The organism is Synechococcus sp. R55.3, from assembly GCF_047461975.1.
In the GTDB taxonomy this organism is placed as follows: domain Bacteria; phylum Cyanobacteriota; class Cyanobacteriia; order Thermostichales; family Thermostichaceae; genus Thermostichus.
This window is the reverse complement of the sequence record NZ_JANSIG010000036.1, coordinates 1-15,171: the sequence shown is the minus strand read 5'-3', so window position 1 is coordinate 15,171 and position 15,171 is coordinate 1. Positions and strand designations below refer to the sequence as shown.

At 59.6% G+C, this 15,171-nt stretch carries 12 protein-coding genes; 6 read left to right on the top strand and 6 right to left on the bottom strand.

Features of this window, described 5'->3' with window-relative positions:
- Window positions 1–69 precede the first annotated feature (69 nt).
- The 4 genes from NW849_RS07365 to trmFO all read right to left on the bottom strand — a co-directional run bounded on the left by NW849_RS07365 (window position 70) and on the right by trmFO (window position 4,448).
- Window positions 70–612, bottom strand: coding sequence for an FHA domain-containing protein (locus NW849_RS07365; protein ID WP_414356938.1), 543 nt, complete (start codon window positions 610–612; stop codon window positions 70–72).
- A gap of 529 nt (window positions 613–1,141) precedes the next feature.
- Window positions 1,142–1,609 carry a hypothetical protein gene (locus NW849_RS07360; protein ID WP_414356936.1) on the bottom strand — a complete coding sequence of 156 codons (468 nt, stop codon included), beginning with the start codon at window positions 1,607–1,609 and terminating at the stop codon, window positions 1,142–1,144.
- Between the two features lie 137 nt (window positions 1,610–1,746).
- Window positions 1,747–2,958 carry an acetate kinase gene (locus NW849_RS07355; protein WP_414356934.1) on the bottom strand — a complete coding sequence of 404 codons (1,212 nt, stop codon included), beginning with the start codon at window positions 2,956–2,958 and terminating at the stop codon, window positions 1,747–1,749.
- A gap of 110 nt (window positions 2,959–3,068) precedes the next feature.
- On the bottom strand, window positions 3,069–4,448 hold the full coding sequence (gene trmFO / locus NW849_RS07350) for an FADH(2)-oxidizing methylenetetrahydrofolate--tRNA-(uracil(54)-C(5))-methyltransferase TrmFO (RefSeq protein WP_414356932.1): 1,380 nt from the start codon (window positions 4,446–4,448) through the stop codon (window positions 3,069–3,071).
- Between the two features lie 183 nt (window positions 4,449–4,631).
- On the opposite strand from trmFO, the gene trpD reads away from it, so the two are divergent.
- Window positions 4,632–5,663, top strand: a complete 1,032-nt coding sequence (trpD, locus tag NW849_RS07345; protein ID WP_414356931.1) for an anthranilate phosphoribosyltransferase — start codon at window positions 4,632–4,634, stop codon at window positions 5,661–5,663.
- Between the two features lie 51 nt (window positions 5,664–5,714).
- On the opposite strand, the gene NW849_RS07340 is transcribed toward trpD, so the two are convergent.
- Entirely contained in the window at window positions 5,715–6,341 is a 627-nt protein-coding gene (locus NW849_RS07340; protein ID WP_414356929.1) for a nitroreductase family protein, read from the bottom strand.
- A 275-nt stretch (window positions 6,342–6,616) separates the two neighbouring features.
- Here NW849_RS07340 and dapA point away from each other — a divergent pair, with 275 nt between their 5' ends.
- Window positions 6,617–7,537 carry a 4-hydroxy-tetrahydrodipicolinate synthase gene (gene dapA, locus NW849_RS07335; RefSeq protein WP_414356927.1) on the top strand — a complete coding sequence of 307 codons (921 nt, stop codon included), beginning with the start codon at window positions 6,617–6,619 and terminating at the stop codon, window positions 7,535–7,537.
- A gap of 232 nt (window positions 7,538–7,769) precedes the next feature.
- The gene (locus NW849_RS07330; protein WP_414356925.1) at window positions 7,770–9,605 is read left to right on the top strand and encodes a ribonuclease J; all 1,836 of its coding nucleotides are present in this window, start codon (window positions 7,770–7,772) and stop codon (window positions 9,603–9,605) included.
- A gap of 71 nt (window positions 9,606–9,676) precedes the next feature.
- On the opposite strand, the gene NW849_RS07325 is transcribed toward NW849_RS07330, so the two are convergent.
- Window positions 9,677–10,636, bottom strand: coding sequence for an SGNH/GDSL hydrolase family protein (locus NW849_RS07325; protein WP_414356924.1), 960 nt, complete (start codon window positions 10,634–10,636; stop codon window positions 9,677–9,679).
- Between the two features lie 160 nt (window positions 10,637–10,796).
- Here NW849_RS07325 and NW849_RS07320 point away from each other — a divergent pair, with 160 nt between their 5' ends.
- From NW849_RS07320 to purD, 3 genes are all read left to right on the top strand, one after another.
- Entirely contained in the window at window positions 10,797–12,086 is a 1,290-nt protein-coding gene (locus NW849_RS07320; protein WP_414349558.1) for an HD domain-containing protein, read from the top strand.
- 83 nt (window positions 12,087–12,169) lie between these two features.
- On the top strand, window positions 12,170–13,345 hold the full coding sequence (locus NW849_RS07315; protein WP_414332285.1) for a glycosyltransferase: 1,176 nt from the start codon (window positions 12,170–12,172) through the stop codon (window positions 13,343–13,345).
- Window positions 13,346–13,447: 102 nt separating this feature from the next.
- On the top strand, window positions 13,448–14,743 hold the full coding sequence (gene purD / locus NW849_RS07310) for a phosphoribosylamine--glycine ligase (protein ID WP_414332286.1): 1,296 nt from the start codon (window positions 13,448–13,450) through the stop codon (window positions 14,741–14,743).
- The last annotated feature ends 428 nt before the right edge of the window (window positions 14,744–15,171 follow it).

The following is a 15,171-nucleotide window of genomic DNA, read 5'->3' as shown; positions in this document are numbered from 1 at the left end:
CCCCCACGGACTTGGATCAGCCACTGGGATCTGTAAGAAGAATTAAGAAGAATAGAAAGGGTTGGTCCTCTAGAGAGGAGGTTGTGGGGCTTTGCCAGCTTCTGGAGGAGGGATCACCAAGGTAGCGCTCAAAACCAAATGCCCACAGTAGGGACAATTCTGGCCCTGATATTCCGGGGGCAGGTAGTGAGGGTTTTCCAGGCGGCTGCACTTAACCTTGAGGGCGTCCAAAGTGCCGCGGCTGAGGAGATCCCCCTGATTCTTCCTGGCAACTTCTATGGACTTCACGCTCAGCACAACGCGCCCCAATTGAATTTGGCTATTGGCCTCAAGCGCAAGCTCTTCCTGAATTATTTTTCGGCCATTCACCCAGACAGGGTTGGGCTGCTTAGGAGGCAAACGATCCCGAGTTAAGTTGCGAATGTGAAAGTTTAAGGTTTTGGGATCAAAATAAAGCCCGGCGTGAACTCCTGAGACCGAGCGAGTTGGGTCATTGAGCACCACATCACAGCTGGGATCCCGTCCAATGGTAACCAGCTTGGAGGGAACAGGCGAAACCGTTTGCGATCGGCGCCGGTCGGCCTCGATCCATTCTAAAGTGAGTTGACACACGATCCCATTCTCCACCGTTCAGCGCCTCCATTCCCTAGATCGGCTTCAGCATATCGAAAGGTCAGCTTGGGGAAAGCAGAAGATGTCTTTTTCGTCAAAATTGTTATCTTTTTGGATAACTATAACCTACTCCCCTGACCAAAGGCTTGCGCTGATCCGGATCACCTGAGTTGGGATCTCCGAGTTACATTCCTGCTGGAGACCGTGCCCAAACGCTCCGCGCCGCTTCCGCGACCACTCTCAGCTCCTCTTCCAGAGGGAGAGGGGAGCCAGACGGAAAGGTTTCATTCATGATGTTTAGACCATGATGTTTAGAGTGACTACATACTCGACTTTATCCCCACCCGATTTGAAGCAACAAAACTCGATCTCCTCAGGAACGGCGAGGCCGTTCAAGTTTGACCGAGGTGGCCTGATCCCTTGGCCGGAAGCCTCAGAAATCCACCTGAGAGATAGGGCCTAGAGTGAGTTTTGAGTTTCTGGGGATCCTGCAAGACTAGTATCCTCTGTGTCTTTATCCAAACCGTTTTCAAAGCACTCCGGTAAATGTGAAACTGCCGCTGCCCAGCCGCTCCTGCCGATCGAACACACTGATGGTGAGCTGATGGGATCCCGTTTGAGTGAGGGTAAAGCGATTCTGGGTCAGGGTCAGCCCTGTAACGGTGCAGGTGGTCGCCCCAACGAAGCAGCCGGGCAACTGAGCGGCATCAAAAGCTCCCAGAGTTACGAAATTGCCGAGTGGGGTGGTGACGGAAGCCAAAAAGGCGTTGGAACCCCGGATCCCGGCAGGGGCTTCTACCCGGAAAGACACCACAAAGGTCGGGGTTTGCCCCACCGAGACGGTGCGCGGGGAGAGATCGGTAATGGTGAGGGACGGAGCAGGTATGGGAGGTGGCAGGGGCGGAAGATTGCTGCTGCCGGTTGTACCCCCACACCCCACCAGAGCGCTGCTCAGCAGCACCAGCACTGGGATCCGTTCATGTATCCGCTGCATCATCTCTTCTCCATCCCCAAAAGATCCCAAAGGAGTCTCAAAAGACCTTCTTTCTTGAGCTTATTGTCCGAGGTTGATCTTCACCAAGCCAGTGGGCAGAAAGGAGAGAACCTGGCAAGCAGCGGCCTGGGATCCTTCGCTTATTCCCTTTGCAAAAGGCTTTGGCAGGCTGTGGCAATGGACCAGTCCTCTTGGGCTGAGATCACCAGAACCCGCACCGGAGCATCGCAGGTGCTGATATCGCAGTTGCGGGGGGATCCGGCATTCAAAACCGGGTCGATCTGGATCCCCAAAAAACCTAGGTCTGCACAGGCTGCCGCCCGCACCGGTGCTGAGTTTTCCCCAATCCCCCCAGAAAACACCAGCGCATCCAGCCGATCTAAGCTCATGAGCATTGCCCCAATCTGGCTGCGCAGACGGTGGACAAACAGATCGAAAGCCAGCTCCGCCCGGGCATGGCCTGCCTCCATTGCCTCCAACACAACCCGCATATCGCTGCTTAGGCCGGAAACGCCCTTCAGCCCTGATTCTCGGTTCAAGATCCGATCCAGTTCATCCACGCTCATGCCCTGGCGCAACTGATGGATCAAAATGCCCGGATCCACCGACCCCGACCGGGATCCCATCATCAAGCCCTCCAGAGGGGTATAGCCCATGGTGGTATCCACGCTTCTGCCCCCGCGAATAGCCGCCAACGAACAGCCGTTGCCCAGGTGACAGGTGATCAGCCGCAACTCTTCCAGGGGTCGGTTCAAGATCTCGGCAGCGCGACGGGCGCAATGCTCGTGGTTAATGCCATGAAACCCGTAGCGGCGGATCCCTTGTTCAGCCCAGGCATAGGGGAGGGGGTAGAGGGCTGCTGCCGGGGGCATTTGCTGGTGGAAGGCGGTGTCGAAAACGGCCACCTGAGGGATCCCGGGCAACAGTTGACTCAGCAGACGAATGCCGGCTAGCGCGGCAGGGTTGTGGGCCGGAGCCAAGGGGATCAGTTGCTCGATCGCCCGCTCCACCTCCGGTGTAATTAAGGTAGGCTGCCGGTACAGGGATCCCCCATGCACCACCCGATGGCCAACGCCGCCGATCTCAGCCGCCTGGGAGAGCAGGGATCCCTCCCCTTGCCAGAGGCTTTGAAACAGCGGGGCCAATTGGCCGATCCCCCTCTCAGGTGAAACGGAGGGAAAAGGTTCCCACCCACCGCCTCGCCGACGGGTCTGGATGAGGGCCTCCCCCGGCTTGTAGGTGAAATCCACCTGGGCTTGCCAGATGGGCGTGGCCTCCACCCTTCCCTCAACCGCCAGAAATAGGGAGGATTTGAGGCTGCTGGAACCGGCATTGACGACCAGAATATTCACAGCGTGTCTTCGTCGGCCTTCGCAAGGCTTATCGACTTCAAGCTAACGCTCAATCTCGACTTTGACTTCGGACTGCAACCGTTGGTAACACGCTCCAGCCTGGGCCTCCCCTAGGCAGTTTGCACTTGGCGCACCAACCCAGTCGCCCTCAGAGCAGCCAAAGCGCGATCCCGGTAACGGCCATAGCGCTCCTGCTTGTTGCGAAGCTGGCGCCCCTCCAAATCCGGCAGCAGCCCAAAATTGGCCGGCATCGGCTGAAAATGCTTGGGATCCGCGCTGCTGATGAATTGAAACAGGGATCCCATCATTGTTTCGGGGGGCAGCGTGATCAAGGGCAACCCCAGAGCCAGGCGGGCGGCGTTCTGTCCGGCCAACCATCCCCCTGCCACCGCGCAGGCATAGCCCTCGGTGCCCACCAACTGGCCGGCGGCAAACAGCGTGGGTCGGCGACGAAATTGCAAGGTCGGCCACAGAAGCTGGGGCGAATTCAAAAATGTATTGCGGTGCATCACCCCAAAGCGGACAAACTCCGCCTGTTCCAGGCCGGGGATGAGGCGAAAGACCCGCTGCTGTTCTCCCCATTTCAAGTTGGTTTGAAAGCCCACCAAGTTCCACAGCTGCCCTGCTTTGTCCTCTTGCCGCAACTGCACCACCGCGTAAGGACGGGATCCCGTGCGCGGATCCACCAGCCCCACCGGCTTCAAGGGGCCGAAACAGAGGGTGTCTTTGCCACGGCGCGCCATTTCTTCAATCGGCAAGCAGCCCTCGAAAAACTTGCGCTCCTCCCGTTCAAAATCCTTGAGGGGCGCCTGCTCCGCCTCCACCAGCGCCCGCCAAAACCGTTCGTACTCCGCTTCCGTCATGGGGCAGTTGAGATAGGCTGCTTCCCCCTTGTCGTAGCGGGAAGCCTGAAACACCACCGCTCGGTTCAACGAATCCCCGGTAACAATGGGGCTAGACGCATCAAAAAAGCTCAGGTACTCCAGGCCCGTAAAGGCTTGCAGTGCCTTGGCCAGGGGATCGCTGGTCAGAGGGCCGGTACAGAGGACGGCAATGCCCTCCGGGATCTCCGTCACCTCCTCCCGACGCAGGGTGATGCGGGGATGGTTTTGAATGGCTTCCGTGAGAGCCTGGCTGAAGCGGGCCCGATCCACTGCCAATGCCCCTCCTGCCGGCACTGCATGGCAATCCGCCGTCGCGATCACCAGGGATCCCAGTTGTCGCAGTTCTTCCTTGAGCAGCCCTGCCGCCCGATCGCTGGCTGCAGCCCCAAAGGAGTTGCTGCACACCAGCTCCCCCAACTGATCGGTGTGATGGGCCGGGCTCTGACGCACGGGGCGCATCTCCGAAAGGATGACAGGCAACCCTGCCTGGGCAATTTGCCAAGCAGCTTCTGTCCCCGCCAACCCCCCGCCCACAACATGGATGGGGGCAAAGGCTCCCGCTCGTGCAAGCGGGCTGCAAGCCCTTGGGTTAGTTGGAGGGTTCATCACAACCTCCGGGAGGGAAGAGAAGAATGGAGCGCACCCTGCTAGGGCCGGAAACGGCTCAGGTCAAACCCACTATACCAACCATCAGCATGGCCCGACCTGCACGAGGCAAGTGACCCAGAGGCGGGATACGCTACTAGATACGCTACTATAAGTACCCGCTGACACCCAGGATCCCGACCCATGACGGAAACGGCTGACCTTTGGCCACAGCTTTTGGGGCAGTTGCTGGATCGGCAATCTCTCAGCGAAGCCCAAGCTGAACAGTTGATGAACGGTTGGCTCCAGAACCAAGTGCCAGATGTGGTGTCGGGGGCGATTCTGGCGGCTCTGCAAGCCAAGGGGGTCAGCGCTGGTGAACTGGCCGGCATGGCACGAGTGCTACAGCGGGCTTCGCTGGGATCCCCGCTGGACTTGCCTCTCCTGGTGGATACCTGTGGCACCGGCGGCGATGGGGCCAGCACTTTTAACATTTCCACGGCGGTGGCCTTTGTGGTCAGTGCAGCCGGGATCCCGGTGGTCAAACATGGCAACCGTTCGGCCTCTGGCAAGGTCGGCTCGGCGGATGTGCTGGAGGCCCTGGGGGTGAACTTGGGGGCTGAGCCAGAGCGGGTGCGGGCGGCTGTGGCGGAAGTGGGCATCACCTTTTTGTTTGCTCCCCAGTGGCACCCGGCCATGCGGGCGGTGATCCCCTATCGGCGGGCCCTCAAGGTTCGCACCATTTTCAACCTGTTGGGGCCCTTGGTCAACCCCCTCTATCCCAACCGCCAGGTGATCGGGGTTTACGCCCAGGAGCTGGTGCCGGTAATGGCAGAGGCCCTGCGCCTGTTGGGACGGGAAGGGGCCATTGTGTTGCACAGCCGCGAAGGTCTCGACGAGGCCGGTCTGGAGCAACCCACCGATCTGGGCATCCTGTCCGGTGGGCTGGTACGGACGGAAGTCTTGAACCCTGCAGATTACGAGCTGACCCTGGCACCCACCCAAGCTCTCAAGGGGGGGGATGTGGCGGAAAATGCCGCCATCCTCGCCCAAGTCCTTCAGGGATCCGGGACGCCTGCCCAGCAGGATGTGGTGGCCTTGAATGCTGCTTTGGCCCTGCAGGTGGCCGGAGTGGCCCCCGATTGGAGAGCCGGGATCGCCCAAGCTCGCGAGATTCTCGCCAGGGGTGCCGCTTGGGATCGCTTGCAACAGCTGGTTCATTTTCTCAAGGCTTGATGCCGGTAGGAGCCCAGGAGAGGGCGACAGGGATCCCACCTGAGTCTGGGGCTAAAACTCCCGCCCTCGCCCAAAGGCCAGAACTTCATCCACCCCCAAGCGAGGCTTGCGCGGCAGGTTACCCGCTGCCGCATATCCAACCGCCAGCAGCATCACCGGCACGTAGCGGTCGGCAATGCCGAACTCCCGCTTTACCCCTTCCGGATCAAAGCCGATCATCGGCCCGCTCACCAAACCCTTGGCCTGAGCCGCGATCATCAGCGCCATGGCAGCCATCGCCCCAGAGCGAATCGCTTCATCCCGCGCCAAGGTGGGATTGTGGAGATAGGTTGCCTGGGCCATGTTCACCCAGCCTTCCGCTTTTTCGGGGGGGAGGATCCCGGCAGCAACGCTTCTTTGCACAATTTCAGGCAGTTTCTCATACCCCCGCAGATCCCCCAGGATGATAAACACCACCGATGCATCCGCCACCTTCTGTTGGTTGTAGGCCAGAGATTTGAGGCGCTCTTTGTCTTCCGGGTCGGTGACCGCAACAAACCGCCAGTGCTGAATGTTGAAGGAAGAAGGAGCTTCCGTAGCATAAGCCACCAGCTCTCGGATCTCCGCTTCCGATAAACGGCGGCTGCGATCCAATTTGTCGGCGGAAATGCGCTCTTTCAGGGCAGTTAGGGCGTCCATAGGGATCCTCAAGTGTCGGTAGAAAGGCTGCTCCCCCCAAAGGTAGGGGCAGGATTGGCAAATGGCTATACATTCCGTGTTCAAACGGTCTGTCTTCTTTGTTATCTCCCTTTTATCCAGCCTGTGGCAACCGGGTGAGGCACAAACTGGGCCTTGGCAGGGCAGGCAAGCGGGATCCCTAACGCAAAGGCAGGTATGATGGAAAAACAAACTGGTCTCATCTGGGTCGCCCGGTTAATCGTCGGATTGGTGTGGTTGATGGGGAGAAGCAATCGGTGAACTTCGGTCGAGTGCTGACGGCCATGGTTACCCCCTTTACTGATGAGGGGGAGCTTAACTACGATGAGGCCGCTCGTTTGGCCGATTACTTGGCAACCCACGGCAGTGACGGCTTGGTGGTCTGTGGCACCACAGGCGAATCTCCCACCCTAACCTGGCAAGAGGAGTATGAGCTGTTCCGCGTGGTGCGAGATGCCGTAGCCGGTCGGGCTAAGGTGATCGCCGGGACGGGATCCAACTCCACTCGTGAGGCCGTTGAAGCCACAAAAAAGGCCGCTCAATTGGGTTTAGACGGCTCTTTACAGGTGGTGCCCTACTACAACAAGCCTACCCAGGCCGGCCTTTATGAGCACTTCAAGGCCATCGCCCAAGCCAGTGACCTGCCCATCTTGCTCTACAACATTCCCAGTCGGACAGGGGCCAGTTTACAGCCGGAGACTGTAGCCCAATTAGCAGAATTGGAAACGGTTGTCGCCATCAAAGAAGCCAGTGGTATGATGGATGTAGCTTCGGAAATTCGGCGACTCACTCCCTCGCGTTTCGCCATCTATTCAGGGGATGACTCTCTGACGTTGCCGCTCCTATCTTTGGGGGGGAGCGGGGTGGTCAGTGTAGCCAGCCACCTGGTTGGGTTGCAGTTGCAGGAGCTGATCCAGAGCTACATCAGGGGGCAACACGATCAAGCTTTGGCCCACCACCTACGCCTGTTTCCGTTGTTCAAGGTTTTATTCATCGAGACCAACCCAGTTCCGATTAAGGCCGCATTGGAGATGCAGGGTTGGCGAGTGGGTCGGGCGCGCCTTCCCCTAGCGCCTCTACAGCCCAGTTCTCTGCAGGTTTTGCGACAGGTGCTTGAAGAGATGGGCCTGCTGGCTGAATCAAAGGGATCCGAGCGAATGGCGACAAAAGTTTCATGATTGCATTTTTCGGTTTTGCTTCCGCTATGGCCGGGGTTTTTAAGGGTTTGCAAGGGGCTCTTTTGTGGCGTTTGACCTGTGGGTAAGTGGCTTTTTCCCCGAAAAGCTCTTTCCCAGCTTGGGAAGCAAATAAGTTGCGGCGGCTGAGTTCAGCTTTCACCCACAGCCTTGTTGGGGATAGCTTGTGCCCATTTCTGTTTTTGTTTTTTTACTGTTGAGGATCTAAACCCATATGCCAACACCACGTTCTTCAGTTGCTTCTCGTTCTGTAACCCCACAATCCACCTCTTCCGTTCAGATGATTCCGCTGGGCGGCGAGCGGGAGATCGGCAAAAACACATGGGCCTTCCGCTACGAGGATGACATCATCCTCTTGGATGCCGGTTTGGCTTTTCCCGATGAGAGCATGCACGGCGTGAACATCGTACTGCCGGACATGACCTACATCAAGCAAAACCGCGACAAAGTGCGGGGGATGGTGGTTACCCACGGCCATGAAGATCACATCGGCGGGATCCCGTATCACTTGCGGGAGTTCGATATTCCGGTCATCTACGGCCCCAGATTGGCGCTGGCGTTGCTGGAAGAGAAACTGCGGGAGGTGGGCCTGCTCAACCGCACAGAGCTGCGCCCTGTGGGCCCCCGCGAAATCGTTCCCCTGAGCAAGCACTTTTTTGCCGAATTCATTCGCAACACCCACTCGTTTGCCGATAGCTTTACGGTGGCTCTGCACACGCCTGTGGGCGTCATTATTCAGACCGGCGACTTTAAGATCGACCATACCCCCGTGGATGGGGAGTACTTCGACCTGCAGCGGTTGGCCGAACATGGGGAAAAGGGAGTGCTCTGCCTGATCAGCGACTCCACCAACGCGGAAGTGCCGGGGTTCACCCCCTCTGAAGCCTCAGTGGTGCCCGGTCTCACCAAGGCCATTGCCGGAGCCAAGGGACGGGTGATCATCACCACCTTTGCTTCTTCGGTACATCGTCTCAACTTGGTGCTGCAGATTGCCGAACAGCAGGGTCGGGTGGTGTCTCTGCTGGGCCGCTCCATGCTAAACGTGGTGGCTCATGCGCGGCGCTTGGGCTACATCCGCTGCAGGGACGAGACGCTGCAGCCAATGCATGTGATCAACAGCCTGCCGGATGACCGGGTGATCATCCTCACCACCGGATCCCAGGGAGAACCGCTGGCTGCTCTTACCCGCATCGCCAACGGTGAGCACCCGCAGTTGCAAATCAAGCCAGGAGACACGGTGGTGTGGTCGGCCAACCCGATCCCTGGCAACACGATCGCAGTCTCGCGGGTCATTGACAAGCTAATGGAGCTGGGAGCCAATGTCATTTACGGCAAAGACAAGGGCCTGCACGTTTCCGGCCACGGCTGCCAGGAAGACCAAAAGCTGATGATTGCCCTCACCCGCCCCAAGTTCTTTGTCCCCACCCACGGGGAATACCGCATGCTGGTCAAGCACGCCGAAACCGCCATGAGCATGGGGATCCCGCGGGAAAACATTGTAATCATCGACAACGGCGATGTGGTGGAGGTGAACCGGGAGCGCATTGCCATCACGGGCCGCGTCCCCTCTGGCCTACAGATGATCGCCGCTTCCCACGATGGAGTGGTGATGGATGAGATGATGCAGGAGCGGCAGCAGATCGCCAAAGACGGTATGGTGACGGTGGTGATCAGCCTGGACGGCAGTGGCCAGTTGCTCTGCACCCCACAGGTGCAAACCTTTGGCTTGGCGGGGGAAGGGAACCAACTCAAGGGATCCGACCTGAAACCCCTTCTGGAGAACACCCTTCGGCAAGCGTGGCCCCAATTTGCTCGCTCGCTGGAGCGGGGCAGCCTGGACATCGACTGGGCCGGCCTTAAGGGCGAAGTGGAGCGGGTGGTGCGCCGTTTCTTGCGAGAACAATTGCCCGGCAGGCCCACGGTGGCGGTTTTTGTGCAATCTCCTGAAGAGGAGTCTGGGCCTTCTTTGGGTGTGGAAACCCAACCGGAGCCGGTAGCGGGTGCTCTGGGCCGGCGGCGGCGTTCCTCGGCAGCGGTAGCTGCTTCCTAAAACTGGCCCGTTTTCCATGGGTGGATCCTCTGAGCGCCTTTGGGATCCCTTGCCGAGCGCAGGGATCCTTCCTATTGTGCCGGCTTGTATCCATCTGCGAGAAAACCTCGGAGGGCGGACTCTGCCGCCGCATCCCATTGCAGGGATCCCACCTCGCTAAAGGGAGGGCAGCGGGTTTGGGGAGGGAGCGGTTGCCGAAGGGCGCTCAAGAAGGCATCGGCCAAATCGGCGTAGCCCCGGTCGTTGGGGTGAAAGCCGTCGGCCAGCGGGCCGGGAAAGAAGGACTCGCGTCGGTAGGAGCGGGGATCGCAGAGCAAGTCCACCACTGGGATCCCCTGTTGGCTTAAGGGGTTGATGGCCCGTTGCGTGAGGCCAACCGAGATCAGGGAGAGCAGTTGGCGCACGCTGCTGGGTTGCTGCTGACCCAGAGGAATCAGGGCGAAGTTGGGCAGGTTGGCCACCGCCAGGCGAGCTTGAGGGGCACGGGCACGCACCGCTTGCAGCAGGGTTTGGTAATCGGCGGCGAATTGTCGGATCTGCTGATCGACGAAGGGCAAGGGATCCTCACCTTGGAGAGCCCGTTGAGCCGCCGCCAGAGCGATGGCGTTGGTATCGTTTCCGCCCACCCAAATGGTGATCAGGGTGGCATCGGGGGGAATGCGCGGCACTTGGTCCTGCAGCAAATTGGCCGGGATCCCCTGCCTCAGGGCTTGAATGGCGGGGCTGAGCACCGCTCCCGAACGGCCCAAATTGACTAGCTCAACCGGGGCCGGCAAAGACCGGGCCAGGCGGGGCACATAGCCCGTTCCATTGGGGCAGTCCAACGGCTCTGAGCGCTGGGGTCGAGTGCTGGCGGCGTTGGCTGGGCCATCACAGGAAATGGAGGCGTTGTAGCCAACGGCATCGCTGGCTCCCAGGGCAACGTAGCGGGTGAGGGTGGGTGGGCTGGGCACAACAGGGGATCCAGAACTGGCAGAGCAGCCGGTTAGCCCCAAACTGAGTATCAAAATCAGCAGGGAGAGGAGGAACACCCAGCTGTCTTGTTGTCTTGGAGTCGAGTTTTCTGGGGTTCGGGTGCTGGCATCCTTTGCAGAGAGAGGCATGGGAAAGCGGGCATAGATAGGGCGAGGCGGGAAGCACCCCCAGACAGGCTAGCCAAGGATCCCAAAATTGGCGAGGTATGGTGGGAGTATGCCGCTACGGTTTTGCAAGTCCCGCACCTACCACGATCCCCTGCATGGCGCCATCAGCCTGAATGGAGGGGACGCGGTTGAGGCTCTGCTCATTCGCCTGATCGATACACCGGCCTTTCAGCGGCTGCGCCGCATTCGCCAGTTGGACACGGCCTTTTTTACCTTCCACGGGGCAGAGGGATCCCGCTTTACCCATTCGGTGGGGGTGCTGCAGGTAACGCGGCGGCTGTTCGACAAATTGGCCCATCGCCACCCGGAGCTGCGTCCCTATCGGGCGGTAACCTTGGCCTCGGCTCTGCTGCACGACATTGGCCATGCCCCTTTTAGCCATGCCGGGGAAGAGATCTTCGGCTGCCGGCACGAGGTTTGGACGGCCCGCATTCTCCGGGAGGATCCCCAGGTGAGGACGCTGCTGGCGGAGTTTGATTCCCAACTGCCGGCCCAGATGCAGCAAGTGCTGCAGAAGCAGTTTCCCCTGCCGCTGGTGGGGCAACTCATCTCCAGCCAACTGGACTGCGACCGCTTCGATTACCTGATGCGGGATAGCCTGCTCACGGGTGCCCAATACGGCCACCTGGACTTGGATCGCATCCTAACGGTGCTGGATTATGACCCGGAGACGGGATCCCTGTCCATCCCCGCCCGCAAAGGCCTGGGGGCCATCGAGCACTACCTGGTGGTGCGCTATTTCATGTACACCCAGGTGTACCAGCACCCCAAGAGCCTCTGTGCCCGTTTTATCTTGGAGCGGCTATTCAGGCGGGCAGAGGCGCTCCTGCAAAGGGGGGAGATTGAGCTGGATCCCATCCTCAGCGCTTGGTGCTGGGCCTCGCTGGCGGCTCAAAAAGGGGATCCCTTCGAGTTGCCGCTCCCCCTCTACTTGGCTGCCGACGATATCATCTTCAGCTACCCCATGCGCCTCTGGGCCATGTCGGGGAAGGATCCCATCTTGGCGGATCTGTCGCGGCGCTACTTGGAGCGGGATTTGTTCAAGGCCCGCAACATTACCCAGTTGTCTGAGGAACAACGCCAAACCCTGGTGGCCGCCGTGCAGGCCAAAATGCTGCAGGACGGGCTGGATCCTGAGAGTTACTTGGGCATCCGCTCTGCCCATGTCCAGGGCTATAGCTTTTATGACCAAGGGATCCAGCTCAAAACCGAGCGTGGCTATGAAGAAATTGCCCATCTTTCCCCTTTGGTGCGTGCCTTGGTGGAAACCCAGCGCCAGGTCTGGCTAATCTTTCCCCGGCCCTATGGCGATATCGTAGAGGGGGTTTTGTCTGCCTAGAAAATCATTGGGCCATCCCAGAGCTAGAGCATTAGAGGTGGGAATCTGTTCCTGAGCACATCTAAACAACGAGGGAAGCAGGAGTGGGGATCCGAGAAATCCTAACGGGGGTATTGTCCTTAACAGCTTTGGCGATTGCCCTAGTGGCTCTGCAACTGAGGCGAGCGTTGCGGGCTTCCCCCTGGCTGAGGGATCCCCCGGCGGAACAGGCAGGGGAAATCGCGGCCGGGATGGAGCGGCTGGCGGTGATCGTGCCCGCCTACAACGAGGCCGAGAACGTGGTGGGCTGCCTGAGCAGCATTCTGGACAGCACCTCTGCCCCTTTACAGGTGTGGTTGGTGGACGATGAATCCACGGATGCCACCTGGGAGTTGGCGCAAGCCCTGGCCGCCGAACGGCAAGATCCGCGCCTACACCTGCTCAAGGGGGATCCCCGTCCCAAAGGCCAAAGGTGGGTGGGCAAAAACTGGGCCTGTGCCCAAGCCGTCGCCCGCGTAGAAGCCGACTACTTGCTGTTTCTGGATTGCGACGTGCGGCTGGGATCCGGTGCCATTGAAGCGGCCTTAGGACATTTGCTGGCAAGCGGCAGCGGCTTGGTGAGTGTAGGGCCGCAATTGGTGTGCGGTTGCCTGGCGGAGTGGCTGGTGCAACCCATCATGATGACCATCCTGGCGGTGGGTTACAACTTTGCCGCCGTGAACGATCCCGACAACCCCAAAGCCTTTGCCTTTGGTCCCTTCCTGCTGTTTCGGCGCTCTGCCTACGAGCAAGTTGGCGGGCATGCCGGAGTGGCCGATGTGGTGATCGAGGATGTGGCCCTGGGGCAACGGATCAAAGCCCAGGGGTTGGGCCTGCAAATTTGCCTGGGAGGGCCGCGGGTGCGCAGCCGCATGTATGCCAACGGGGCTGCCCTTTGGGAAGGGTGGACCAAAAACTGGTTCCTGGGCCTGGAGCGCAACTGGGCCTTGGCCGTGTTGGCGATGGTCACGGTTTTGGGGATTTGCAGCTTGCCCTGGTTGGGGGTGATCCTGGCTGGGGCTACGGGATCCCTGGAGGTGCTGTTGGCCAGCTTGGCAGGGATCCTGGCCCAATTGGCCATCCGGCTTCTGCTCCGGCATTGGGCGCATCTGCCCCTCTGCTACTGGTGGCTAACGGCAGTGGGGGGTTGGGCGACAGCGGCCATCATCTTGGCTTCGGCCATCCGCACCACCACCGGCCGCAACTGGACTTGGCGGGGCCGTTCTCTCGCCGTCCACTGACCGGAGTGCGCCAACACCCCAGAAATGGTACAAGAACATGGTCTAATGGGGGATGTTCGGAAAACAGGCAAGCTGGGTTTAGAAACAGCGGAATAGCACACCATGCAGGCTCTGGTCATCGGATCTGGGGGGCGAGAACACGCTCTGGCCTGGAAGCTGTTGCAGTCTCCCCAGGTTACTCGGATCTACTGTGCCCCCGGCAACGGCGGCATGCAGCAGCTGCCCCGCTGTCAATCCGTGGCTTTGGCGGCTACCGACATTGAAGGCCTGGTGCGGTTTGCTACCGTACAAGGGATCCGCCTGACGGTGGTGGGGCCAGAGCTGCCCTTGGTGCAGGGGATCGTGGACGCCTTCCAGGCAGCAGGGTTGCCCATTTTCGGGCCTAGCCGCGCCGCTGCCCAACTGGAAGGCAGCAAACTCTGGGCTAAGCAATTGATGCAAGAGGCGGGGATCCCGACTGCTCGCGCTACCGGCTTTGCTGAGCTATCTGCCGCTGTGGCCTATCTCGACTCCCAGAGTTTCCCAGTGGTCATCAAAAAAGATGGACTGGCTGCCGGCAAGGGGGTAACCGTTGCCCAAAACCGGGAAGAAGCCGTGCAAGCCCTGGAAGCAGCCCTGGCCAAGCCGGGCGATCAGGTGCTGATCGAGGAGTTTATCCCCGGCCAGGAGGTGTCGGTTTTGGCTCTAACCGATGGCCAGATCTGTGTGCCGCTGCCACCTGCCCAGGACTACAAGCGCCTTGGCGAGGGCGATACTGGCCCCAACACCGGCGGCATGGGAGCTCATGCCCCTGCGGATCACCTGGTCACTCCAGAAGGGTTGGCCCGCATCCAAACCCAGATCCTGGATCCCACCCTGGAGGCTTTGCAACGGCGGGGCATCCGCTACCAGGGGGTGATCTATGCCGGTTTGATGATCACGCCCAGTGGGGATCCCTACGTGTTGGAGTACAACTGCCGCTTTGGGGATCCCGAAGCTCAGGTCATCCTGCCCTTGCTGGAAAACCCTTTGGACGAGGTGCTGCTGGCCTGTATAGAAGGACGGCTGGCCCAAATCCAGCTCAAATGGAAACCCGGCTATGCCGCCTGCGTGGTGATGGCAGCCCCAGGCTATCCCGATGCCTACGAGCGAGGGATCCCCATATCCGGCTTGGATGCAGCTGCCACCACGGGGGCGTTGGTGTTTCATGCGGGTACCCGCCAGGCAGGCAAGCAGCTCCTGAGCGATGGCGGGCGCGTTCTCTGTCTTACCGGCCAAGGGGCAACCCTATCCGAGGCCCTTCGCCAAGCCTACGCAGCTGTGGAGCAAGTGCAGTTTCCCAAGGCCTACTATCGTTCTGACATCGGCAGCCACGCCCTGGGGCCTGCCGTCCGCCGAGGAGTGATCCCTACCCCATAAAGCCATCCCTTGCCCTCTCAGCTGCAGCCGGATGGAAGAAGCCCCAGAGGGATCGCTCCTCCAGGGCCCATAAAGCAGCTTTGAAAAAAGCTTTGATGCTTAGACGATAGCGCTTTCGGTAACAAGACGGCAACAGTGATATCAAAAGCTCAACTTTACTTTAGATTCCTTAACACTAGCCCTCTGCTTTGACTAGGCACAGATATTGCTGAGCTGAGTCTCTCCCCTCTCGAGGGGGATCCCCCATTAGCCCACTTGAACTGTTGCGGACCCGGATCCCCTAGAGCAGGCATTTCCTCTCCCAGGGTGGAAGAGGGGTTGGGGGTGGTCGTCTGGGGCAGCGCATGGCAGAGGAGCATGACTCTAGTCAATAATAAGCTCAACTATACTGAAAATAATGTATAATATGTTCAGTACGGATTACTACC